Origin of the sequence: Lysinibacillus sp. NPDC094403, assembly GCF_050278745.1 — a bacterium.
GTDB lineage: Bacteria > Bacillota > Bacilli > Bacillales_A > Planococcaceae > Lysinibacillus.
In genome coordinates this window covers 42,310-66,989 of record NZ_JBNNTL010000008.1, presented here as the reverse complement: position 1 = coordinate 66,989, position 24,680 = coordinate 42,310, and the positions used below count along the sequence as shown (strand labels likewise).

General features: G+C 37.6%; 22 protein-coding genes, 1 pseudogene and 1 riboswitch. Of the genes and pseudogenes, 1 reads left to right on the top strand and 22 read right to left on the bottom strand.

Translation table 11 applies throughout. The features are described from left to right. Positions 1-23: 23 nt before the first annotated feature. The 3 genes from ACQKMV_RS13930 to ACQKMV_RS13920 form a co-directional block, all read right to left on the bottom strand. Entirely contained in the window at positions 24-599 is a 576-nt protein-coding gene (locus ACQKMV_RS13930) for a YdcF family protein (protein ID WP_427504653.1), read from the bottom strand. Positions 600-685: 86 nt separating this feature from the next. Beyond that, complete coding sequence (locus ACQKMV_RS13925; protein ID WP_427504652.1) at positions 686-2,428, bottom strand: methyl-accepting chemotaxis protein; 1,743 nt, start codon at positions 2,426-2,428, stop codon at positions 686-688. Positions 2,429-2,697: 269 nt separating this feature from the next. Beyond that, complete coding sequence (locus tag ACQKMV_RS13920; protein WP_427504651.1) at positions 2,698-3,993, bottom strand: arsenic transporter; 1,296 nt, start codon at positions 3,991-3,993, stop codon at positions 2,698-2,700. Between the two features lie 300 nt (positions 3,994-4,293). Between ACQKMV_RS13920 and ACQKMV_RS13915 the strand changes: the two genes are divergently transcribed. After that, positions 4,294-4,485: a hypothetical protein gene (locus tag ACQKMV_RS13915; protein WP_427504650.1), complete on the top strand. Its 192-nt coding sequence runs from the start codon at positions 4,294-4,296 to the stop codon at positions 4,483-4,485. 493 nt (positions 4,486-4,978) lie between these two features. Here the strand turns inward: ACQKMV_RS13915 and ACQKMV_RS13910 are convergent, their stop codons facing one another. The 19 genes and pseudogenes from ACQKMV_RS13910 to ACQKMV_RS13820 form a co-directional block, all read right to left on the bottom strand. Next, complete coding sequence (locus ACQKMV_RS13910; protein ID WP_427504648.1) at positions 4,979-5,698, bottom strand: YebC/PmpR family DNA-binding transcriptional regulator; 720 nt, start codon at positions 5,696-5,698, stop codon at positions 4,979-4,981. A 416-nt stretch (positions 5,699-6,114) separates the two neighbouring features. Then, the gene (locus ACQKMV_RS13905; RefSeq protein ID WP_427504646.1) at positions 6,115-6,579 is read right to left on the bottom strand and encodes a low molecular weight protein-tyrosine-phosphatase; all 465 of its coding nucleotides are present in this window, start codon (positions 6,577-6,579) and stop codon (positions 6,115-6,117) included. Positions 6,580-6,803: 224 nt separating this feature from the next. Further along, positions 6,804-7,412, bottom strand: coding sequence for a lysophospholipid acyltransferase family protein (locus ACQKMV_RS13900; protein ID WP_427504645.1), 609 nt, complete (start codon positions 7,410-7,412; stop codon positions 6,804-6,806). A 79-nt stretch (positions 7,413-7,491) separates the two neighbouring features. Next, positions 7,492-8,322: a putative RNA methyltransferase gene (locus ACQKMV_RS13895; protein WP_427504643.1), complete on the bottom strand. Its 831-nt coding sequence runs from the start codon at positions 8,320-8,322 to the stop codon at positions 7,492-7,494. Beyond that, positions 8,322-9,707 (bottom strand): MATE family efflux transporter, encoded by a 1,386-nt coding sequence (locus ACQKMV_RS13890; protein WP_427504642.1) that lies wholly within the window; start codon positions 9,705-9,707, stop codon positions 8,322-8,324. Before ACQKMV_RS13890 ends, ACQKMV_RS13895 begins: the two co-directional genes overlap by 1 nt. Before the next feature lie 220 nt (positions 9,708-9,927). Then, a complete protein-coding gene (locus tag ACQKMV_RS13885) occupies positions 9,928-10,695 on the bottom strand; it encodes a tyrosine-protein phosphatase (RefSeq protein ID WP_427504641.1) in 768 nt (255 codons plus the stop codon). A 385-nt stretch (positions 10,696-11,080) separates the two neighbouring features. Further along, on the bottom strand, positions 11,081-12,043 hold the full coding sequence (locus tag ACQKMV_RS13880) for an ABC transporter substrate-binding protein (RefSeq protein ID WP_427504640.1): 963 nt from the start codon (positions 12,041-12,043) through the stop codon (positions 11,081-11,083). 1 nt (position 12,044) lies between these two features. Then, positions 12,045-12,587 carry an ATP:cob(I)alamin adenosyltransferase gene (locus tag ACQKMV_RS13875; protein WP_427504639.1) on the bottom strand — a complete coding sequence of 181 codons (543 nt, stop codon included), beginning with the start codon at positions 12,585-12,587 and terminating at the stop codon, positions 12,045-12,047. A 201-nt stretch (positions 12,588-12,788) separates the two neighbouring features. Continuing rightward, positions 12,789-12,996: riboswitch (cobalamin riboswitch) on the bottom strand. Between the two features lie 288 nt (positions 12,997-13,284). Then, complete coding sequence (locus ACQKMV_RS13870) at positions 13,285-13,830, bottom strand: glutathione peroxidase (RefSeq protein ID WP_427504638.1); 546 nt, start codon at positions 13,828-13,830, stop codon at positions 13,285-13,287. 231 nt (positions 13,831-14,061) lie between these two features. Beyond that, the gene (locus tag ACQKMV_RS13865; protein ID WP_427504637.1) at positions 14,062-14,610 is read right to left on the bottom strand and encodes a hypothetical protein; all 549 of its coding nucleotides are present in this window, start codon (positions 14,608-14,610) and stop codon (positions 14,062-14,064) included. A gap of 816 nt (positions 14,611-15,426) precedes the next feature. After that, positions 15,427-16,587, bottom strand: a complete 1,161-nt coding sequence (locus ACQKMV_RS13860; RefSeq protein ID WP_427504635.1) for an NlpC/P60 family protein — start codon at positions 16,585-16,587, stop codon at positions 15,427-15,429. A gap of 387 nt (positions 16,588-16,974) precedes the next feature. Next, positions 16,975-17,172 (bottom strand): annotated as a pseudogene (locus ACQKMV_RS13855) (group II intron reverse transcriptase/maturase); the annotation flags it as partial. A gap of 260 nt (positions 17,173-17,432) precedes the next feature. Further along, positions 17,433-19,421, bottom strand: coding sequence for an ABC1 kinase family protein (locus tag ACQKMV_RS13850; RefSeq protein WP_427504766.1), 1,989 nt, complete (start codon positions 19,419-19,421; stop codon positions 17,433-17,435). Positions 19,422-19,793: 372 nt separating this feature from the next. Next, positions 19,794-20,744: a c-type cytochrome gene (locus tag ACQKMV_RS13845; RefSeq protein ID WP_427504634.1), complete on the bottom strand. Its 951-nt coding sequence runs from the start codon at positions 20,742-20,744 to the stop codon at positions 19,794-19,796. Between the two features lie 329 nt (positions 20,745-21,073). Further along, the gene (locus ACQKMV_RS13840) at positions 21,074-21,778 is read right to left on the bottom strand and encodes a DsbA family oxidoreductase (RefSeq protein ID WP_427504633.1); all 705 of its coding nucleotides are present in this window, start codon (positions 21,776-21,778) and stop codon (positions 21,074-21,076) included. A 13-nt stretch (positions 21,779-21,791) separates the two neighbouring features. After that, entirely contained in the window at positions 21,792-22,568 is a 777-nt protein-coding gene (locus tag ACQKMV_RS13835) for a sulfite exporter TauE/SafE family protein (protein ID WP_427504631.1), read from the bottom strand. Positions 22,569-22,674: 106 nt separating this feature from the next. Further along, on the bottom strand, positions 22,675-22,902 hold the full coding sequence (locus tag ACQKMV_RS13830; RefSeq protein ID WP_427504630.1) for a sulfurtransferase TusA family protein: 228 nt from the start codon (positions 22,900-22,902) through the stop codon (positions 22,675-22,677). Between the two features lie 157 nt (positions 22,903-23,059). After that, positions 23,060-24,187 carry an MBL fold metallo-hydrolase gene (locus ACQKMV_RS13825; RefSeq protein WP_427504629.1) on the bottom strand — a complete coding sequence of 376 codons (1,128 nt, stop codon included), beginning with the start codon at positions 24,185-24,187 and terminating at the stop codon, positions 23,060-23,062. A 94-nt stretch (positions 24,188-24,281) separates the two neighbouring features. Continuing rightward, the gene (locus tag ACQKMV_RS13820; protein WP_427504627.1) at positions 24,282-24,677 is read right to left on the bottom strand and encodes a DsrE/DsrF/DrsH-like family protein; all 396 of its coding nucleotides are present in this window, start codon (positions 24,675-24,677) and stop codon (positions 24,282-24,284) included. Positions 24,678-24,680: the final 3 nt, after the last annotated feature.

The following is a 24,680-nucleotide window of genomic DNA, read 5'->3' as shown; positions in this document are numbered from 1 at the left end:
AATCTATGTTATTAAGAAACAAATTAATAGCCAAATATATATGTTTTTAATAGTGCTGCCCTTTCACGTAGCGTTAACTTAATTTCCACCGATTTTGGCGTTTTTGCCGCAACGACATCTACTTCAAAACCTAAAGACTCAGCTAAATATTTGGCACGCTTTAAATGAAAATCATTAGAGACAATCGTGATTTCCTTAGTTCCTTTAGGCAAAAGTTCTTTAGAAAATAGTAAGTTTTCATAAGTTGAAGTAGATTGGTCTTCCACTAATATTCTATTAGTTTCAATGCCATTGTCCTGTAAGTATTTAAGCATGACAGAAGCCTCTGTCCGATCTTCATCTCCCCCTTTTCCACCTGACACAATCACTTTTACATTTGGATACTTTTTCAAATACTTTACAGCCTCTTCTAATCTATTTTTCAAAGAAAGCGATGGAATTCCACCCGGTTTTACCTTCGCTCCCAGGACAATCATGTATGTAGCTGTTCCGTTTGCAGTCGGCTGGAGACCTTGTTTCATCTCCTCGCCGAGCCAAATATAAACAACAACACTTATAGCAAGTAGTAAAACCCCTAATTTTATTACCCATTTTTTCACTATTTATCCCTCCCTTACCTTTTATTAACGCTTAGGCAAGAAAAAGGATGCTTGTACTAGAATTACTGTACAAACATCCTGATTGATTATCTTAATATAAAGCGCTTAATAGATTCCTGTAATGCTGTTATTTCATCTGTCAAATCATTGGAAGACTCACTAACAAGCTGAATGGCACGCTGTTGTTCATCAACAGATGCCGTTACTTCCTCTGATGCAGCGGCATTTTTCTCACTAATCATCGCAATACTTTCGATAGATTGCATAATGTTATCCTTTGAGCTATTTAAATATTCTACTCCCGCAGTCATTTCCCCAACGACGGAAATAATCTTCTCTACAGCCAATTCAATTTCCTTGAAAGATGACTCCGTTATGGCAACCGACTCGTTTTGCTGACGAACAATGACGTTTGTTTTCTTCATCTCATCGTTCACTAAATTAGTTTCACTTTCAATTCCCTTTAAGGTTGTACGCACTAGCTCAGTTGCTACAGATGTTTGATCAGCTAGCTTACGTACCTCCTCAGCTACAACTGCAAATCCCTTACCATGCTCACCAGCTCTAGCCGCCTCTATTGATGCATTCAATGCAAGCAAGTTCGTCTGATCAGAAATCTCGGTAATAGTACCGACAATGCCTTCAATCTCCCTGACTTTCACAATTAAGCTATTAAATACAGCATGAACATTATTAATCAATTCTGAAGACTCGTGTGATTTCCCTTTTAAGCTGTTTAAATTTAAGAGCCCCTCTTGATTTGATCGCTTCATATGTTGAGATGCATCAAGCATCACTTCATTTTTGTCATGTAATACTTCAATCTGATGGGCAAAATCAATAGCAGTTCTATTTGTATCCTCAGCATCTGAAGCTTGCTTTGCTGCACCGTCCGCGACCTCATTTATCGCTTTTACTATTTCATCTCCATAAGCATTTGTTTCCTCTGCCACAGATGTTAAATTTGACGATGTCGATTGAATTTCTACAATAGCTTCCTCTACATCTGTAATTAAAGTTTTCAGTTGATCAACCATGTCATTAAAACCTTCATTTAACTGACCAATCTCATCTGAGCGTTGTAGATTTTCAATTTCTACAGTTAAATTCCCTTTCGCTACCTCACGTACTCGTTTCGATAATTTTTGCACTGGTAAAGCTAAATGTCTCGAAACCATTATGACCACTACAGTACCTACAATAATAGCACCTAATAATGTAATACCAATAACGAGTAATAATGAATTAGCTTCTTTATTAAAGTCTTGCATATATGTACCTGATGCAATGATCCATCCCCAATTAGGATCCTTTTCAGAATAAATTATTTTTGGAGCTAATACATCTTGACCCGGTAGCGCAAACTCATATTGTGTAAATCCTCCACCAGCAAGTGCTTTTTCGATTACTTCCCGAATAAAGTAATTGCCGCTACTATCTTTATCGTTCCAAAGGCTATCCCCTTCTCGAGTCGGATGGGTTGTTAATGTCCCTTTATCATCTAAAACATATATATAACCATACTTCCCTAAGTCTCCAGGATAATTTATCGGCCTCTTTCCTTCACTATCCTTTGGCCCTAGAAGTGCCTCCCGCACCCGTTCCTGTGCAACTTCCAAAGGAACGTCACCCCTTTTAACACTCTCATTTGCAAGCTCGATTAATTGCAAAGTAGATTCAACACTATTTTTGATAACTTGTTCGCCGATATTCTCCATACCTTTATTCGCTTTACTATAACTAACTAAACCTATTGTTAAACTAGGAACAATTAACAATACTAATGAAATGATAATTAGTTTCCCTTGTATTGAACGTGAAAACTTCATTCTTTAGCCCCCTTTTCTCTTCGCACACCATGACTATTAATCTATATTATGTTACGATTTGTAATTTTTCACAATGGGTAAAACGTAATTTAAGCATGAATTATTCTCCTTTTTACCCAAATATTCTTCATCATCATAACGTGTCGTGATTTTCATTCCGGCTAGGCGCTTTCCTGAGGGCGACCGATGAGCTGAAATCAAAGAAAAAACTATCTTCCTACAGCGATATGCCTTATAGAAAAATAGTTTTTTGATTTTATCGTATTTACCTAAGAAATGATCATAATCCAAGCCACTAAAGCTATTAAAGTAGCGAAAAGAGTTGGTATTGTTAAAATAATACCTATTTTTAAATACTGTACCCAGCCAATTTTTATTCCTTTTTGAGCCAGTATATGGAGCCATAACAATGTTGCGAGTGAGCCAATCGGTGTCATTTTAGGACCTAAATTAGTGCCGATGACATTTGCATAAATAAGCCCATCTTTAATAATGCCAGTTGCACTAGTTTCAGCAATAGCTAATGCATCAATCATTACAGTTGGTAGGTTATTCATAATAGCTGACAAAATCGCTGCTACAAACCCCATTGTTATCGTTGCTACCATCAACCCTTGCTGTATCGCGTGCTCTAATAGACCTGTTAGCAATCCTGTCATTCCTACATTTTTCAAGCCATATACAACCACATACATACCGATAGAAAAGAAAACTATATTCCACGGTGCCCCTTTCACAACTCTCTTTGTATCTACAATATGGCTACGTCGTGCAAGCAGGAAAAAAATAGCCGCTACACCACATAAAATAAATGACACAGGAATTTTGAAAAACTCACTCGTAAAGAAACCAACTAATAATATCGCTATAACATACCATGATAATAAAAATAATCTCGTATCTCGAATTGCTAGCTTCGGATTATCAACTGCCTCAAGTGAATATTCTTTTGGGATTGAACGGCGAAAGACCATATAAAGTACAGCAATGCTTGCAAGTAAAGAAACTAAGTTCGGCATCAGCATATGTAAGAAATATTCCATAAATCCAATACCGAAATAGTCTGCAGACACAATATTTGTTAAATTACTAATGACTAACGGTAATGATGTTGTGTCTGCTATAAAGCCACTTGCAATAATAAATGGAAAGACCATTTTATCGCTTAAATCCAACTTACGGACCATCGCTAAAACGATTGGGGTTAGTATTAAAGCTGCACCATCATTTGCAAATAATGCTGAAACAATAGCACCTAGACAGGAAAGATAAATGAATAAGCGGATACCACTTCCCTTTGCGATGCGTGCCATATGTAAGGCAGACCATTCAAAGAATCCTATTTCATCTAAAATAAGTGAAATAAAAATAATTCCTATAAACGATAACGTTGCATTCCAAACGATCCCTGTTACCTCAACAACATCTTGCCAAGTAACAACCCCGAGCGTCAACGCAATTGCAGCACCAATACAAGCAGACCAGCCGATCGATATTTTACGTGGCCGTACTATTACAAAAAATAAAGTTACTAAAAATATAGCAATCGCTAAAAGAGCTTGCACTGTTTTCCTCCCTATATCAATTATGCCTCGGTATAATTGCGTCCGGAATCGGCTTTGTGCTTAGGCCTGCAAATGTTTTTTGTGCGAAAGCGCAGTGCTAACGTAGCGGCAGCAACAGATGTTTTTTGTCCGAAAGCGCAGTGCTAACACATGTTTTTTGTGCGAAAGCGAAGCGACAGCAACACAGCACCGATGCAGGTCAGTTAGCCGTTATCGCATGGATGCGATGATTTTAGGATAACATCCTCTAAGGACTCCTTTCCTATTCCGTGACATCCGCTGGAGGCTTTGATGTTTTTTGTGCGAAAGCGTAGTGCTAACGCAGCGGCAGCAACATGGTTTTGTCTGTGCGAAAGCGTAGCGGCAGCAACATGTTTTTGTCTGTGCGAAAGCGTAGCGGCAGCAACATGTTTTTGTCTGTGCGAAAGCGTAGCGGCAGCAACATGTTTTTGTCTGTGCGAAAGCGCAGCGGCAACAACAACAACAACATGATGTTGGTCACTCAGGCGTTTTCACAGAATGTGAAGTTCTTAGACTGAGTTCCTCTTTTCAGCAGATGTTTTTTGTACCGAAAGCGTAGCGACAGGTACAGATGTTCATACACCCGCTGAAAGAAGCTAAAAACCAGTAGCTTTAATTTGCTACTGGTTTTTAGCTTGTGGCATTAAAGAATAAATTAATGCGTATCCATAAACAAAGGTTGATTTTCACTCCGAGTCGGGGCTTTCAGCACAAGCTAATCCCGCAGGAGTCGCCACTCTCCGTGAAAAATCAACAGCTCCTCATCATTAGTATGAGTAGACAAGATGAACAAAAAGAGTATTGATTAAAACATTAAAGAGATTCAACCTAAATAATAATAGGATATGTTTGATTAATATTTTTGATCCATGGCAAGCCTATTATCATACAACTTTATGCAAGAGTATCGTTTGTCTACAGTCAAAACCAGTAGCTTCATTTGCTACTGGTTTTATAATTTATATTATTCGCCTAAATCTGCATTGTGGTAAACGTTTTGGACATCCTCTAAATCTTCTAATGCATCAATTAATTTTTCAAATTTCGCAATGTCGTCACCAGTTAATGCTACTTCTGTTTGTGGAAGCATTGAAAGTTCCGCTACTGTAAATTCTTCAACACCAGCTGCTTTTAGAGCTTCTTGTGTAGCAAAGAATTGGTCCGGCTCTGCATAAATAATGACAGCCTCATCTTCTTCTAGAATATCACGAGCATCAATATCTGCTTCCATTAAAATTTCAAGAACTTCATCTGCTGATTTACCTTCTAAACCGATAACTGCTGTTGAATCGAACATGTAGGCAACAGACCCACTAACACCCATATTCCCATTATTTTTACCAAATGCTGCACGTACATCTGAAGCTGTACGATTAACATTATTAGTTAAGGCATCAACGATTATCATAGTGCCGGCTGGTCCGAAACCTTCATAACGTAATTCATCGAAGTTTTCATCGCCGCCACCCTTCGCTTTATCAATTGCTTTTTCAATAATATGCTTAGGAACACTGTATGTTTTTGCTCGTTCGAGAACAACTTTAAGGGCACGGTTTGATTCAGGATCTGGCTCGCCTGATTTAGCTGCCACATAAATTTCACGTCCGAATTTTGCATTGATACGGCTTGTGCTTTGGTCTTTAGACGCTTTCTTTTCTTTAATATTGTTCCACTTACGACCCATTGTTTCCACTCTCTTTCAACATTTTAGTTTATCAAAATCATAGATGCGCAGCTGCACATCTGTAAATGGTAATTAAATACTCATCGTATCTTTACTCTGCAAATAATAACATAAATGATGATTACAAAGCTAGATATGCCAATGTTTAAGGTGACTTTCTTAAGGATTGATTGTCAAAAAAATAGAATTTTCAACATAACGTGTGGTTGATTTCCGTTCCGACCGGGCGCTTTCCTGGGGGCGTCCGATGAGCCGCTTCACTCGCGAGGCTCGCTCCAGGGTCTCATCTGTGACGCTAATCCCCAAGGAGTCGCCCAGTCTCCACTCCAATCAACTTATTTACATGACAAACGTTTTAACAAATGTCATAGCTAGCTTTCGGTGATGGATCAAAAAATGTGTCATTTATAGTCACTTTACAATTGGTTTTCTATTTTGATTTTTTCTAACAAGGCATAACAACCCTCTAAAACTAAATCATAGGTTTCTTGAAAATTTCCTGTATAGTACGGATCAGGTACGTCTTTTTGATGGTCAGTTAAATCTAAAAAACGAAAAATCTTTGGTGAATCAGGATTGCCTACCATCGTTCGGATATTACGTATATTGCTTTCATCCATGCCGATAATGTAATCAAAATTTTCAAAGTCAGCCTTTTGTAATTGTCGGCCCTGCATCCCTTTCGTTGAGATGCCATATTCTTTTAACTTATCTTGTGTTCCTCTGTGAGGAGGTTCGCCAATATGCCAAGAGCTTGTTGCAGCCGAATCTACCTCAACTTTATGACTCAAATGCTCTTTCTCTACCAAATCACGCATGACCGCTTCAGCCATTGGTGATCGACATATATTCCCCAAACATACAAAAAGTACTCGAATCATTTTTTAGGTCCTCCTACTATCAATTTGCCTTGGCGTAATTGTAGCTGTCGCTTTGCTTTCGCTACATAAAACATTTGCTGAATGAAGATAAAGCACTCAAAATCAATGATTCTGAGTGCCTTCTAAGTTATCCAGCATATAACTGGCAGGAAGCTACTCCACTTCAAAAGGTTGTGAAGGTTTGTTTTCTTCACAAGGAGGCCTCATCTGAATATGTTTCACTTTTATTTCTTTTCCGCTGCAACTCGCTTCTCTAATTCTTCAGTTAATGCTACTAATTCATGCTCAAGGCGATGTGTAAATTCCTCGCGACCTTCTTTACCCTTACCCGTTACATAAAATGGCTCGCCATAAATTAGATAACCCTTTCCACGCTTAAAGACATCCCCAGCATTACGCGCCCCAACATAAGCAGCTGGTACAATTTGCGCTTTGGACAGTTGAGCTATTGTAATCGCACCTTGCTTTAAATCCGATCCTTCTGCATTTCTTGTTCCAGATGGGAAAATCCCCACAATTTTGCCCTCTTTCAATAACTGTGAAGGGATTTTAATAACGCTCGGCCCTGGATTATCACGGTCAACTGGAAAGGCATTTAAACGCTCTATAAGCCAGCCAAGACCCTTTATATCAAACAATTGCTTTTTAGCCATAAAGTGAATTTCTCGAGGATGTACCGCAACACCAAGATTCAAAATATCAACATAGCCTGTATGTGTACATGCAATAATAAACCCACCTTCCTTCGGTAAGTTTTGCTCTTCATATACACGCGCTTTTGAGCCCGTTAATTTTAATATCACTTTGACAACATTTGCTATAAATTTATACACTGTTTCATTCCTACCTTATTCAATAGTTATCCCCATTGTAATCGAAAAGACCAGTATACTGCAATCGCATGTGAAATAACTAGACTCTTCCCACTAATACATCAACATCAATCGTAATTTCATTTAACTGGATATTAACCTCTTCCTTTTTATGCCAGCCCATTGGTGTCATTTCAAGCAGTGATGGTACAAGCTCTGTAGCTAGCGGTACCGTATAAGTAATACGTTCTACACTTACATCGGTAAAACTTTCTTTAAAGCGAGCAACTATTTGTTCATTCGAATACGACTCTTTAGTAGAATCCGCATATAATTGTGCTCGAAGCTCATGTAGGTAACCGCTTTGAGGGACAACCTTAACAACACAACCATTGTGAGTTAATAGACGTTTAAATTCCTCGTAATTGGCAGGCGATAAAATATTTAATATAGCATCGAAGCTTGATCTTGCAAACGGACTTTTCGCTAAATCACCAACACACCAAATTTGCTCTGGATAATGTCGGGATGCAGCAAGTATCCCTTCTTTCGCTATATCAATACCAATGCCTAGCCCTTGTTTCTTCGCCATAATTCGGGCTAAATGTGAACCCTCACCACACCCTGTATCAAGCACGGTTTCTGCATTAGCAATTAACTCTCCGATTTTATCTTCTACTAAATCATAGATACCACTATCAATAACTGCTTTTCGAGATTCAAAGAGATCTTTACTGTACTTAGAAACAGCACCATGTGTCAGCATATTGACATAGCCCTGCTTGGCAATATCAAAAGAATGATTTGAGGAACATACTAATCTACCCTGCTCAATAACACTCATTGACTCCTGACAAATTGGACAAGCAAAAAGCGTAATATTTTTATCCATTAAGGCTGCCCCTGCAGCTCTTTTAGAAAGTGCTCCCATTAATTTACCTCCTTCTGTTCTGTAGGTGAAACAAGTGCAAAACGCTCCCACTTACGACTTCTCCATCTAAAGTATACGATAATGGCTCGCATCCATTCATCTGCCGAAATCGCTAGCCAAATACCTACTAAACCCCAGTCTAAAACGAATACAAATAAGTAACCGAGTGGAAGGCTCATACATACCATTGATAAGAAACCGATTTTCACTGGGAATCTTGCATCCCCTGAGGCACGTAATGAGTTAATAACCACAATATTCATTGTACGCCCTGTCTCAAGTAGAATGCTTAAAGCGAGGACAGATGCTCCGATTGCTATGACCTCTGGATTATCAGTAAAAACGTGCATAAGTTGCTTACGGAATATCGTCACAACTGCTACCATAGTTATCGTAAAGGCAAAAGCTGCACGTACACTTGACCAAAGCTGATGATAAGCTTGATCTTTTTTACCAGCACCCACATTTCGCCCAATAATTATTGCTGTACCTGTACCGATTGCAATCGCAAACAAATACGTAAACATTGAAATATTCATGGCATATTGTCTTGCTGCTAGTGTCTCTGAACCTAAATACGTTGCATAATAAAGGAAGACAATCTGACAGAACTGATAAAGCACCTGCTCAAATGCTGACGGTAAGCCTATATTTAATATTTTTCGAACATATTCCTTTGAATACTCAAAATAGTATTCTAGCTTCACTCTTACTTCCATGACTTGATACAACAACCAGAAAAACACAAGAACCGCTAATCCACGACTTATAACTGAAGAAATAGCCGCTCCTTTTACACCTAGCTCCGGTAATCCAAGGTTACCAAAAATTAAACCGTAGTTTAATACAACATGTAGCACATTCATCCCCAGAGATACATACATCGTTTGCTTTGTCCATCCATGCACACGGATAATCGCTGCTAACGCATTTATAACTGCCTGTAAAAAAATGAAGCTTCCTATAATCACCAAATAGCTTTGGGCGTATTTAAGCACTTCCCCCTGCAAGTTCATCATGGTCATTAAATGACTCGAAAAGAAGAAAAATAAAACACTCATCAAAAGTCCAACGGCCAAATTCATCGTTACTGCTAAAGCGGAAATCTTCGCCGCTTCAAAAACGCGCCTTGAGCCTAAATATTGAGATACAACAATGGAAGCACCATTACCAACTACTTCAAGTATTAAAATTGCAATATGAATATATTGATTGGCTGCACCAACCCCGGATACAGCATTATCTGATAAAGCACTAAGCATAAAAGTATCGGCTAATCCCATTAACATAAATAAAAATACTTCCAAGAATATCGGCCACGTTAAATGGAATAAACTTAACTTGTTTGTCTCTTTTATATCACTTTCTCTCAATGCATCTGCCAATACTTTTCACTTCTCCTATACGCTTTATAAAGATTTTTACGGGCAGTACCTGACGCTTCGCTTTCAATAAAGATAAATTACTGCCCGTTAACGCGGGATAAAAATATATAGTATCTTATCATAGATTTTTAGGCTATAAAGGGTTTTTTCTAATGAAACATGCAAAGCTAGTATAATACGTAAAAATCCCTTTCACAATTTTATGTGAAAGGGTTTCTTATTATATTAAGCAATGATCCTGCAATTGCTTACGTTTTTCTGTTGTTAAGCCAAACTCACTCTCTAAAAAAGCGGTCTTAGAGCCATATCGGTTTTCCATTGCATCAAATGCAGCTTGTAAATACTCCTCACTGGCAGACATTAAGGCATAAAATTGCTGTAATTCTTGATCGCTATAATCATGTTGGATTGTCTGAGCCATTCTCTCTACCAAAGGACGTAGATGTACATTCGTATCTAAATAGTCCTCCATAATCGTTTCCTCAGGTACATCTAAAGCAAGTAAAATAAGTGCGCTGCCAATACCTGTTCGATCCTTCCCGACAGCGCAATGATGAACAAGCCCTAAATTTTCAGGGTGTTGAATCATTGCCATTAACTCCTTGAACGAGGCATTATTAAAAGGCATTTGCGCGTAAAATTCTCGGAACATCTCTGGGCTTACAACCTTATAAAAATCTTTTCCACCAGTATTTGTAGGCATCTCAAAAGCATGATTTCCCTTTGCTGGTATTTGAATATTCTTGGCATACGGGAATACCGGATTAGGATTATTTTGAGCCTCATGGTTGTCTCGATAATCAAAAATTGTTTTCACATCTAGTGTTTCAAAAAGCTCCTTATCTGCTTTCGTCATTTTACCAAGTGCTGCTGAACGATAAATCAAACCATTCTTAACAGCACGACCATCTCTCGACTTATAACCACCCATATCACGGAAATTATAGACTGCCTCAAACGGAATAATCTTCATATCAAACTGTTTCACTCACTGCACCTCTCTCTGTTAGCAAGCATTCTTATCTCTATTTTATAGAACAATTCGATATAATACCAATTTTCGCACTAGGAAATGTTATACACTACTTAGAGCTTTAAGAGTATTTATTTGAGGGCTTCTTTGTCTGTCGGAGTGGAGCGGGTGGCCGTATTATCTGATCACTTCTCACCGAAGTAGAGCAGTTATCCACTCTTCCCGATCACTTCTTCCACAAAGCGGAGCACTTTTTCACCTTACCCGATCACTTTTTCCCCAAAGCGGAGCGGGGTCAAGGAATCTTCATAGTGAAGTGTTCACACTACCAGAGTAATTACCTATTAAAAAAGCTGCCCTTTTTAAAGGACAGCTCCAAAATTCTATTTTTCCATATAGACTATTTAAATAACTCAGGGTATGCGGCTTTTGCTATTAACTCAACAGCTTCGCCAATACGTGGACCTGGACGGTTCGAAATATCAGTATCTATATAGTAAACTGCTTTATTTTGAATGGCAGTGATTGAATTCCATCCATCACGAGAAAGGATTTCTGCCGCTGGATCTTTCACATAGTTTACTGTTGTTAAAATGACTTCTGGGTTTTTCGCAATGATATCTTCCTCAGATACCTTTGCCCAGCTTTTGAGGTCAGCAAAAACGTTCTTTACATTTGCAGCATTTAAAATCTCTTGTTGGAATGTACCAGAACCAGCTGTATATAAGTCTGGCTTTGGACTAATTTCTAAGTAGATATTTTTCGGTTCTTTCACATCTTTGACTTTCGCTTGGACTTCCGCAATTTTAGCTTTAATATCTTTATCTAACTTGTCGCCTTTATCTTTGATTCCCATTACCGTTGCGATTTGTTGGATATCCCCGTAAACATCATCAAATGATTTAGCTGATTGAATGGCAAACACTTTAATACCTGCATCTTCGAGACCTTTTAAGGCATTTAAATTTTCATCATCGCCTCCAGTCGTATAAGCAATAACGACATCTGGCTTTAACGCTAAAATACGCTCACTATTGAATTTTACAGTATCAGAAACACGCTCAATTTTTTGAGCTTCTTCTGGATACGAATCATACTCAGTTGCACCAACGATTTTATCACCCACACCTAAAGCAAATAAAATTTCTGTATTACTCGGCTGTAATGAAACAATAGTTTTAGGTACGGCATCAAACTCTACTTCTACGCCACGGTCATCCTTAACTTTATAGCTAGTTTTCTCAACTTGTTGATCTTCCTTAGAAATAGCATCTTTTTTAGTATCCTCTTTCGCACCACAGCCAACTAATACAAGTGCCAGCATCAACACAGAAAGCCATTGAAGTTTAAACATTTTCTTCATTTCATTGATTCTCCTTTTTCTTTTTCATCGGGTATGACTTACTAATAAACGGTATTTCGGCAATACCAGCATGCCGATTCATATAGACAGCCATTACAAAAAAAACATTGGCTAGCAATCCTAAATAATCAAAAAGAATAGCTGGTACTTCTCGTTCTTCAGATACTTTGTGCAAAATGCGATATGATTTTTTCGCCTCACTACGGCATAAATGTAATGCAGTAGCAGCCTCTGTTCCTTGAGGTAATACAAAGCTCTGTATTTCTTCCTTAACATGACTAACATAGAAATCATAACGATCACTTAGCCAAGTTAAATCATCTTCGGTTACCGCTAATTTACCTCGGACTGAGCCATTTACATGGTAAGCCATTGGCAAAATGGCTAATAAATCATCCGCTACTACCTCTAACGTTTCTTTTTTCACTGCTGCCAAAGCGACGCCAATATGTGTTGTAAGGCTATCCGTTCGAATTTCAAAATCTACTGTTGATGCCTTTTCACGCATAAATGGATAACAAGAAAAACGTGCATCTTTTTTCAAATCTAAGTCCCCGCTTTCTTTCATGAAAAATTCTTACTTTATAAACACCCTTAGATCTCATTAGGTGAATTAATAAGTGCACATAAAAAAACGCTGTTCCCACTCCTAAGGAAACAACGAAAATAACATAAATAGTGTGTCGTATAGACACGTCATAGCCTATGTATTTGCCGCATATTCTCCTAGCTTCCGAAGAGTTATCTATACGTTCAAACAAAGGTCGGTCTCCTGGCTTGTACAGTTCACTACATTCAATCATGTTGTGAGTCATAAAAAAACCTTCCCATCAAATAATTCGACAGTGGTATATCTTTATGATTCCTGTACTTACAGTTGCGGAAACAGCTTCGGTTTTTCACCGAATTCCCGATTATGCTATAGTTTAGCACCCTTATTCTGCAAGAATTATTCACTTGTAAAGCAGTTTAACATATATTGATAGGAAAAAATAGCTTTGAAATGAACGGAAAACAAATGAATACGAACAATAGTAAGCCCTTTTTCTACATAGCTATACAAAATCATTCTCTATTCTGATTTCACGAGAGTTAAAGTTATGGCTCTTCACAATATGTACTTGACTGCACATTCCACTGTAGGAGGAAGCTTTCCGTAAACTAAGCCTAATCCTCCCTCCATATGCTTTCATCAACCAACTTTTTTAATCAAAAACGGATTTTAGTATTGATCCAAGGTTTTATAAGATTCTTTCAATAGCTTGCTCAATATCAAGCTGTGAATCTGTAGGTTCGAAGCGTGCAACTGTTTTACCATTTGTATCTATTAAAAATTTTGTAAAGTTCCAGCGAATATTACGACCGTCTAAAAAACTAGGTGCAATTTGGATAATTGCTTCTGCTAGCATTTTTTCCTGCATACTTGCCTTGCCGAATTCGCGATAATCTATCTCGTGCTTTAAATAATTGAATAATGGGTGTGTCGCATCTCCATTTACGTGCACCAATTCAAAAATTGGGAATGTTACACCATAGTTGATTTTACAAAGTTGTGTAGTTTGTTCGCCGTCTTCAGGATTTTGATTATCAAATTGATCACAAGGAAAACCTAATACGACAAAATTATCTTTCCCATATTTGTCATACATTTTTTGTAAGTCTTCGAATTGATATGTAAAACGGCACTTGTTTGCTGTATTAACAATTAACAGCGTTTTTCCTCGATAAGTTTCCATTGATAATATTTCACCATTTGGCTTCTTTACTAAATAATTATAAATACTCATTGTTTAACTCCTTTTACTTTTTCATATATTATCAGGTGTGTTATTAACCATTTTAAAAGACAGCATTTTCCGCTAAGGGCATCAACAAACATTAGCAAAATTTCAACAAAAAAATCCTATTATCGGTCAATAATAAACCTATTTTTTCCTAATCAACACGCCTGGATATATTATAAACTAATTCTCTATCAACGAAAGAATTTTCATAAAAAAATAGCCATTCCACGAATTTTAATGGATGGCTTTCATATATTTTCTTTTGCTTTTAACATCTTGTTCTTCATCAATTAAACGCTCCGCAATTTTTAGCAGCTTCGGGTCTTTCGTCTCATCGAATAGCTTTTTAAAGGATACAATAATATCATAGCGTATTAATGTCGGGTGCTTTTCGTCTAAGCATATTTGAAACCTTTTCGCCAAATATGAAACGACTAAATCTCTTTGTACCTGCCCTGCTAAGCCTATTTTCCAAATTGCCTGCAAAGTATGCCTCGCAGTTACTGTTTTTTCATCATACGTTACTGCCCAAATCTTTAAAAAGTCCTCCAAAACCCTTTCTTCAGGATCACTTTTTGCTGCCAATGCGCATAAAAATTGTGCAGCACTTGCACGCACATGTCCATTTTTGTATGTAAGTGCCTGAACAAGTTGTTCCCAAACTGAATATGTCCAATCAACTGGTTCCTGCATAATTTTCATTAATTCTTCGTATGATTTGTATTGAATATCACGGTCACGCTCTGTTAAATTACTAAAAAGTTGCAAAATCTCTTTTTCCATAATTCATCCCTACCTTTATTGTTTCAGAACGAAAAAAACTTTTAGATCACTTAACTTAATTTGCGTAAAGAAGGAGAGTCTATAAATAATTTAATACTAGTGAACTTTTTTAGGTTAATTATGATTATTTCTTTAGCCGTAGCTGCACTCTTTTAAAGTCAAATCTCTTCAAACAATGATGGTAAATATGTCTTAAAATTGCGGGTGTTTTTCTTTACATAGTAAACATTATCTTAATTTCTATTATTCGTTACTTCATTACTCCACAACTTAAGTCGCAAACTTTAAATTTCAAAGCAAGCTTCCTAATTACATATTTCAAAATTATCAGAAACGCGACTCAACATGCAAGGAAACGTTTCTTTGGATATATGAAGTCACATTTACTCGTCAGCTTTATTATTGGAGGTGTCACACTTACTAGCCTACTATTTATCCAACTTAAATATGCAAGCTATAACAATCATTTTATGGATAATTGATGTCATTCTTTTCTTCGGTTCCATTATCATTTTAGTGGCTAGGGCTTTATCACCTATTAGTAGTAAATATGTCTACTTATGTAAAATTTATTTATCCTAGATGTTATTTTACTCATTATTCGTCGAGTAGTCGAGCCTAAATTAATGGGTAACCATATCAGTTATTAACTTTACTACATGCAGTGTTTGTAGGTTTTCAGTTATTTGGCATGATGAATTTAGCGTTTGAGGTGGGTGAAACGCTATATCAAATAAAAAAAAAGATCATCTTTGTAATTTTTTTTTTACAAAGATGACCTTTTTGTTATTTAAATCGTCTATAGAATAGTAAGGCTTATTGAATGCGACCGAAGCCTACTAAATATTGATTCCACCAATCAAGTGATTCAACAACAACACCTTTATTTTGAGCATCGATCATCGTGTTGTTTCCTAAGTAAATACCTACATGCGCTACGCCTGAACCATAGCTGAAGAATACTAGGTCACCTACACGTGCTTCACTTGCTGAAATACGTTGTGTTGCTAAATATTGTTGTGACGCTGTACGTGGTAAAGATACGCCCGCTTGTTTGTAAGACCATTGCACAAGACCTGAACAGTCAAATCCTGTCGATGGGTTACTGCCGCCCCATACATAGCTACGGCCAAGGAATTGCTTCGCAGTTGAAATAGCATCACCTGAAGATGCAGCGCCTGATCCTGAGCCAATAACGATTTTTTGTGATGAGTTTCCATTGTTAGCGTTGCTATTGTCGCTGTTATTATTGTTGTTTGTTGCTTGTACAACTGGAGTAGCTGCTTGAAGTGCACGTAAACGAGCTGCTTCTTCCTCTGCTTTTTTACGTTCTGCTTCTAAACGTTCTTCTTCTTGTTTCGTTGCAATTTGTGCCTTTAATGCAAGAGATTTTGCTTCGTTCTCAGCTTTTTTTACTTCCATTTCGCTTTCCTTTTGTTGAAGCTCTTGGAATTGCTTTTGAAGCTCTTGTTGTTTTTCGTCTAATGTTGCTTTTTGTTTCTCTAAATTAGCCTTATCTGCTTCTTGTTGATCTACTAATTCTTGGTCAGCATCCATTAATGTTTTTACCGCTACGACACGGTCCATTAAATCTGCAAGGCTTTTTGCTTCAAGAACAGCGTTTAAATAAACACCCACAGTACTATCTTGAGCTTGGTATGCAGCCATACGATCACTTAAAATCGTTGAACGTTGCTCAATACGTTTTTTAGTATCTACAATGTTTGCATCCACTTCTTTAATATCTGCTTGTACTTGGTTAAATACTTTTACTTTTTCATCGATCTCGTTTTGTAAATTAGTTAATTCTTCTTGTAGCTTTTTAACTTCTGCATCTATTTTAGTTTTCTTATCAATCATTTGTTGAGATGTTTCTTCTGCGTGCACTACAGTTGGTTGAACTGTATTAAATAATAAGCCGCCAGCTAGTGCTAATGCTAACACCATCGACTTACGCCATTTATTGCGCTTTCCCACGTTACTCTTTCCCTTCACTAGTCAATTTCGCTCTTAGTATTTTAATGTAATCACTGGAACGATTTCTTGTGTTTTATCTTATATTTTATTAGCCTTTTAAAGTTTAGCATTAATAGCATAACTTTTATACTAATTCACGTCTTTTTAATCGTTTAGTAAAACTCGAAACATTCTTGTAACATTCACGTAAATTCTATAATATTCTACAAATTTACGTTTTTTCCTACAAAATAATCACTTTTAGCTACTTTCCCAATAGACCTACCTTCATTTTTGTAATGTTTTTGTAATATTTCTCATGAACGTTTTTAAAATCGCGTAGGAGGGATTGATTAACTCCCTACCTCTCACACCACCGTACTTACGGTTCCGTATACGGCGGTTCAATTAAGATGAATAACGCAAAGTTTTGTAACGAACTTGCAGACTTTTCTGCCCTTGGCTTTCCCAATAGGAATTGCCGAGGGTTCTGTGTAATATGGGGCTTTTTGAGATGTGCCAGTATCCTTTTCGGGTATTTCCCCATTCGTATGCTTTTCCGTATGGAACTTTTAAACGAATGAGATTTCTGACTCGTCTTCGGGGTTCGGGACTTGCACCCTATAGTTCATGCGCATGCCGAGCGCACATAAAAAAAGGTAAAGGAATATTTCCTCTACCTTTTTTTGCCGACAAAATAAATGCGTTTCAATAAACAAAGGTTGATTTTCACTCCGCTCAAGCTCATCCCGCAGGAGTCACCACTTTCCGTGAAAAATCAAAAGCTCTTTATTATTAGTATGAATAGACAAGCTATCAAGAATAGCGTATGTCTACAGTCTGAGGTAAGGGAACATTTCCCCTACCTATTGCTTCATAGAACGTAAAGCTTGAATAGAAAGGCGTACTAAAAGAATGGCACATAGAAATAATCCTAAGTATGCAGCTGTATTTAAGTAAACAGCATACGAATCACGAATAAATTGTGAGATTGCTAAAAGTGCCACAGAAATAATACCAAAGGTAATACCAACGAGAAGTAAGACGAAGCGGGAAAACAGATTTGTAATAAAACGAGCATTATCCTCATCTGAGAAAACATCGTGATGTAAAATAATTTTTCCGCTCTCCACACGTTTAATAAGCTGGTCAACTCGTCTTGGCATTTTGCGCAATGTCGGAATAAGCATTGCTAATTCTTCTTGCAAACGTTCCTTTGTTGCCATCGGTTCTTTAAATGGCTTCAATAAAGATGCTCGCATATATGTGGATGAAAAATCTTTCGCTTCCGTAAAAATATCAAAACTTGGGTCAATTATTCGTAATGTCCCATCCAGTGTTACTAATGAACGTAGTGCTAAACCTACCGCCGGATAGAAAGCAAGACCGAAATCACGAACAACCATAAATAATGCATGTATTAATTCCTCTGTTGGAATTCGATCCACGTAAGAAATTTTCAAGAGAATTTGATTAATGGCTTGCTCCATCTTCGCACGGTCTGCATGATCAGCATTTTCAACCAATAATATTAAGCCGTCATATAAAACACTTGAATCATTTAGCTGAATCCCCATTAAAAATAGCTTCAGGCCTTCTTGTTGTGTAGCGCCCAAACGGCCAACAGCTCCAAAATCAAGCAGTATCGGTGTGCCATCCGTCTCATCAATATGAATATTTCCCGGATGCGGATCTGCATGAAATATACCCGAAAGAAGCATCTGCTCAAAGAAAGAATATAAAACAGTCTGGGCAAACTGCCTACGGTCACTTTCTAAATGATTAAATTCAGCCGTAGCATCAGCAACACTTTTCCCGCATACATATTCCATGACAATAATATTTTCATAACAATATTCTGTATAGATTTTAGGAATCCTCACCTTATAATCGCTTTTGGCAAGAGCATTCGTCACCTGTAATGTATTACGAGCCTCAATATCTAAATGAATTTCCTCGCGTAGCCCATCTGCAAATCCTTTTGCAAGATCTCGAAAACCAAGTGACTCAGCCCAGGTAGACTTGTTCGAAAGCCAATTAGCAAATTCCTCTAATATTTCAAGATCATCTCGCATAATCCCCTTCACTTCTGGACGCAGTAGCTTCACCACGACTTCATCAAAATTTTTCAATCGCGCCTTATGTACTTGTCCAATAGATGCTGCCGCAATAGGCTCCATTTGAAAGCTTGCAAATATTTCATTCATAGGCTTCGGAAGTGTATCTTCTAAAATTTGTGTTACCTGCTCTGACGGTAAAGGCTTCACACTATGTTGTAGCCTCTCTAACTCGTCAATAAAGATAGGCGAAAATAGTTCCTTACGAGTAGAAAGAACCTGGCCAAATTTAATAAATATCCCACCGCATTGCTCCAAAGTTACCCTTAAAGCAACGGCAAGTTCCTTTTCATTTTCTCGTTGTCGTGCATATTTAATCGTTTGGACAACGCCATTTGTCACTGCTATTTTTAACACCTGACGCAAGCGCTTTTGTTGGCGCCAGTAGCTACGAAGGCGCATGAATAAATTTTTTTGCCCATTACGACCATCTCTAGCAGTAATACCACTTGGATCGAAAAGCTCAAAAACGAGATAGAGTAGCATCGAAATAAGTAGCATGCTACCAATCCAAATAAGTGTACTGACCTCTGTCACTGTTTGCATCATCGGTTCATATAAAAAATCTGTATGGCGCAAATAGGTATACCAGTAAACAAAGGACGTTAGCGTCACACTAATGACTACAGAAAGAACCCTACGAACAAAATTAATGTTTGAACCAATTAATCGACCACTTACAAAATAAATAAGCCCTGATACAACAATGATTTGGATTAAAAATTTCAAAAAAATAATCAACAGTGTCACCTCCGACGCTACTTCCTAATACTGCTAGTATAACAAAATACGACCTGTACTTCTGTATAGAACCCATAACTAGAGAAATAGTTACTTTAATAAAGGGTGTGATTTTATAATAGTATCTTTTTTTTCCATTGAGTTAACCATCTATAGCTTAAAAAATATAATCTCCCACCTTAATTCTAAAATTCAGATCATCACCATAACGTGTAGTTGATTCCTTTCCGACTTTGAAAGATACCGTGCATATATACAATCTCAGATGTAGATTTCCATCTTTAGATAAAAAAATACCTTTAGACAAAAATTATCTAAAGGTAAATTGAAAAGTATATTATTTCCACAATGGGCTAATCCCTCTTCATTTTAATTAGTGGAAAGCACTTGCTCCCAATTTGTTGTGCCATTTTTAACTTGTTCTCGTTTTTCTTTATTCATAATATCATTAGGACGTCCGCCTTTTGGCCAATCTTTATCATGATTTTTCCATTCAGGTCGATCCTGCGATAAAATAAAGGCTGCTAAATCAGCGGCATCTTGATCTGTCAAAGTACCAGCTGCACCGACTGGCATATTATTTTTGATGTAGCCAGCCATTTTCGACATTCTCGCCATCCCCGCTCCATCATTGAAAGAGTTCTTACCCCATAATGCCGGACCTGTATTAGCACCATTACCTGAGCCATCAGCTGCGTGACAAGCTATACAAGACTGGGCATATACTTCTTCACCTTTCGCAACGTCCGGTATTGGAACGTTCTTCATAGTACTTGTACCTACCCATTCACGTTCTGCTCCGATAGGTACACCTTCTGAAATATAGGCAAAGTATGAGACCATCGCTTCTAACTCTTTGCTATTCATGTCAAATTTCTTACCGTTCATACTGCGAACCATACAACCATTAATACGCTCCTCTATCGTTACAATATCACCTGAGCGTGCAATATATTGAGGATAATTCGCCATAACTCCAACTAATGACGAAACTTGCTCATCGTAACCTGCCCCTGCATGACAGCTTGTGCAAGACAATTGATTCCCAACATATTCTTCTGCAGCAACATGTGTATTATTTACAAGCTCATAACCGTATAAAATCGTTTCCTTCATAGGTCCATCAGGTACTTCTTCCATGCTTGGTGGTGCATAGACAACTGACTGAGCAGCTGCTGTTGTTGGTACTTTTGTCTGTACAGCGGCTTCATTACTTTCTCCTTTAGCATCGCCTAAAATTTTGTCGCTAATGGCTGCCCCAACAAAAAGTGTACCTGCTAACAGTACTGTCCCCGCTATTCCTGCTACTATAGGTTTCATCTATAATACCCCCCTTTGTATAATCACCTATATTTTAGCAAAATAGCATATTTTTCGATGTGACTTTTCTCACACTTCTTGTAAGTAGAACCTTTTAGAGGAGAAAATTATAAATTTTCTTGTTCTATAACACATTAAACGAGACTTAATACCTCTTGTAGTATGTATAACATCCTGATCTAATCAATTTCGCCTTGGCGTAATTGTAGCTGTCGCTTTACTTTCGCTACAGAAAACATTTGCCGCTGACACTTCGCTTTCGCACAGAAATAATTCGCTGAAGATAAAAATGCCGAGCACAGCATTGTACTCAGCATTTTATCGTCCCACTATAATTTACATTCACCATCAGCACAAATAGCTTCACCATCACCTACCATCTTTAATACCGGCTGAATACCTGCTATCTCTGCCGCTTGATGTAAAGTTCGTACAAAAACCTCATTCGGCTCTGCACCTTTAATACCGTAACGATTTTCAAAAACAAAGAATGGAACACTTTGTACACCTAGCTGTTGGGCATCATATCGATCTTTGTCTAAAGCTTCACTGAAGTCGTTTGATGTTAGAACATCCTTCGCTACTTCAACATCTAAGTCTAAATTTCCAATGACTTTTAACAAAAACATATCATCGTTTAAGTCTTTTCCTTCCGTAAAATAACCACTCATAAGCTCTTCCGTATAGGCCAATTCTTTATCAAACTGCCTTGTCCATTTTGCCAATCGATGAGCTTTTTCAGTATGGGCTGTTTTCATATCTTCAAAATTGTAATGCAAGCCAACCTCTTCAGCCCGTATAGCTATATCCTGAGTTATTTTCTTTACTTCTTCTATAGTTGAGTCAAATTTTGTAGCCATACTTTCATATAGAGTTGGTGCATCTTTCTTAGGTGTTTCAGAACCAATTTGATATGCTTTGTATTCAATTTCTACCTGCCCCGAATAACCCGCTAAGTCAATAGCACGTTCCAATTCTCGTTTGCCAATATAGCAGAACGGACATGTAAAATCCGAAAAAACCTCAATTTTCATTTACGACTGCCTCCTACAATATATTCATCCAAATTTTAATAGCAGTTGCCAATATAAGCCCTGCTAAAATAGCTTGTAAAATTTTTGTATTTAATTTCTTCCCTGCTCTTGCACCTAATGGAGCAGCTATTAGGCTAGCTATAATCATAATGAATGCAGGATAATAATTAACTTGTCCCGTCATCAATTTTCCGATTGTCCCGCCTATTGAGGATATAAAGGTAATAGCAAGGCTTGAAGCGATTGTCATACGTGTCGGTATACCTAATACTACTAGCATTATAGGTACTAACAAGAAACCACCAGCTGCCCCAACAATTCCCGATCCAATACCAACAATAAACGCTAAAATGGCTGCTATCGGTTTATTGAACGTTACCTCATCTAAAGGTTTGTCGTCAATTTGCTTCTTAGGAATAAACATCATCACTGCAGCAATCAACGCCAATACACCATAAACGATGTTAACTCCCACTTCAGATAAAAATTTGGAACCATAACTACCAACGAAACTACCAGCTAATACGGCACCACCCATATATATAATCAACGATTTATTTAAATAACCACCTTTTCGATATGCCCATACCCCAGCAAAAGAGGCGAAAAGCACTTCTACTGCACTAATACCTGATACCTCATGTGCTGAAAATGCTGCAAAACCAAGTAAAGGTGGGATGTATAATAACATTGGATATTTTATAATGGCTCCACCAATACCTAGCATTCCTGATACAAACGAACCGACAAAGCCAATCAAAAATATTGTAATAATCCATGCCAAATCCATATTTCCCCTTCTTTCCAATTTTCACCTTAAGGACATTATCATTTCCACCAATAATGAAAGGAGGGTTGTTCTAAACTTCTAATAGAAGAGACAACTCTCACTAATTTTAAGCTTTTTGAATAAAGAATGTAATGACACTAGCGTCTTCAGATTTGTCTAAAATTATATGACCGCCAGCTTTTGCCCAAGCAGGGATGTCTGCTAGAGCCCCCTTATCTGTCACTTGAACCTCTAAAATTTCCCCTGAAGCTAATGTATCTATAGCTTTTTTTGTTTTCACTATAGGCATTGGACAAGATAAACCCTTTGCATCTAGTTGTAAGTTTGATTTCATATTTTTCTCCTTTGGAACGGCAAAAGATTGTAAGCGATTTCGCCGGTTCTGTTTGTTTTTCACGACTTTGCGAAGGATGAGCACCTTCGCTTCACGGTATTACATGCTATAACCACGCAAGCGTACTCATTGCATTTCACTAGCTTTTATAAATGGACTATCGAACTGCGCAGCGATTCGGACCAATTTCCATCTCTGTCTGCTCATCCTGCGATGGAGTAATCTTACCCATATTTACTTGACGAATTTCTTGATATGCATTTGGCTGTGGAGGCAAATGCTCTGTTACAGCACTTCGGAATTCTGCTTCATCTTTAATATTTAAACCGTGATTTTCGGCAAATAATTGTCCAAGATGTTTTGCTACAGTTCCATCTTCATTTAGTTCATCAATAATCATAAAATGAGCTGGTAAAACAATTAAATCATCCGATAATTCTCTGTATCGTTTGTAAAGTGTTTCGCGTAAATCTCCAACCCAATCTTCCGCAAGACCTGCTAAATCAGGGCGTCCAATTGAATCAATAAATAAAATATCTCCAGTTAATAAATACTTGTTGTCCACAACAAATGACGTTGAACCAATTGTATGACCAGGCGAATAAATCGCTCCTACATCAATTTTCGAGGCGCCAACTTGTACAGTTGTTCCATCAAGCAAAGGTGTATAGTCAAACACAACTTCTTCGGCATCTTTTGGTGGTAAATAATACATCGCACCAGTAGTAGCCGCTATATGCCGTCCACCAGAAATATGATCAGCATGTAAATGTGTATCGAAGACATATTTAATTGTTACGTTTTTCTCTTCTGCAAAGCTTGTGAATGCGTCTGTAAAACGCACAGCATCGATAATCGCTGCTTCACCCTCAGAGATGACCATATAAGAAAGGCAACCCTTCCCTAAACGTACGAATTGATAAAGCTCACCGCCACCTGTTAAATCTCCAACTTTAATAGGTTCTAAATATTCACTCCACGTTTTCATTCCACCAGTTAAATAACCCACCGTACGCTCTGCTTCTGATAACATCTCAGCTACCATCAGCGATGATCCTTCTTTCGCACAAACAACTAACACATCTTTATCAGCTGGTATCTTCGGTAAAATATCCTCGACGCCATCTAGTAGCTCAAAATACGGAATATTAAGGTATTCAAATTTATGGCCATCAATTTTCCAATCTTCGAATACATCGGCATTTCGAACATCTAAAATAAATAATTCTTCATTATTAATTACTTTTTTCGCTACCTGCGCTGCACTCCATTTTAAAACTGACACTCCTATTACCCCCAAAGGTATTATTTTGTTGATTTTTTTAGCGGAAAGGACTGTCCTCTCCGCTTGTATAACTAGTACTAATCAATTATGTTAATCAGAATGTTAATGACGGTGCTGCATCTTTCGCGAACTCTAAGAATGTCACAGCTCCCCCAACCTCGATACCTTCAATAAAATCACCTGTCGTTAAACCCATTACATCCATAGTCATCTGACATGCAATAAATTTCACACCTAATTCTTGTGCCATTTCCACTAATTGAGGAATTGCCGGTACATTAGCTTTAGCAAACCCTTCTGCAAAATGCTCCGCTCCTGCAGGCATAGGTAATGCATGCATTCCTTGTTTATGAATTAAATTCAACCCTTCGAATGTAAAGAAGATAGCTACTTCTTTCTCTGTAGCCGCCGCTGCTGTTGCGATATTGAACACCTTATACGCATCGAAAAGACCACCGTTACTTGCAATTATCGCTACTTTATTTGACATAAT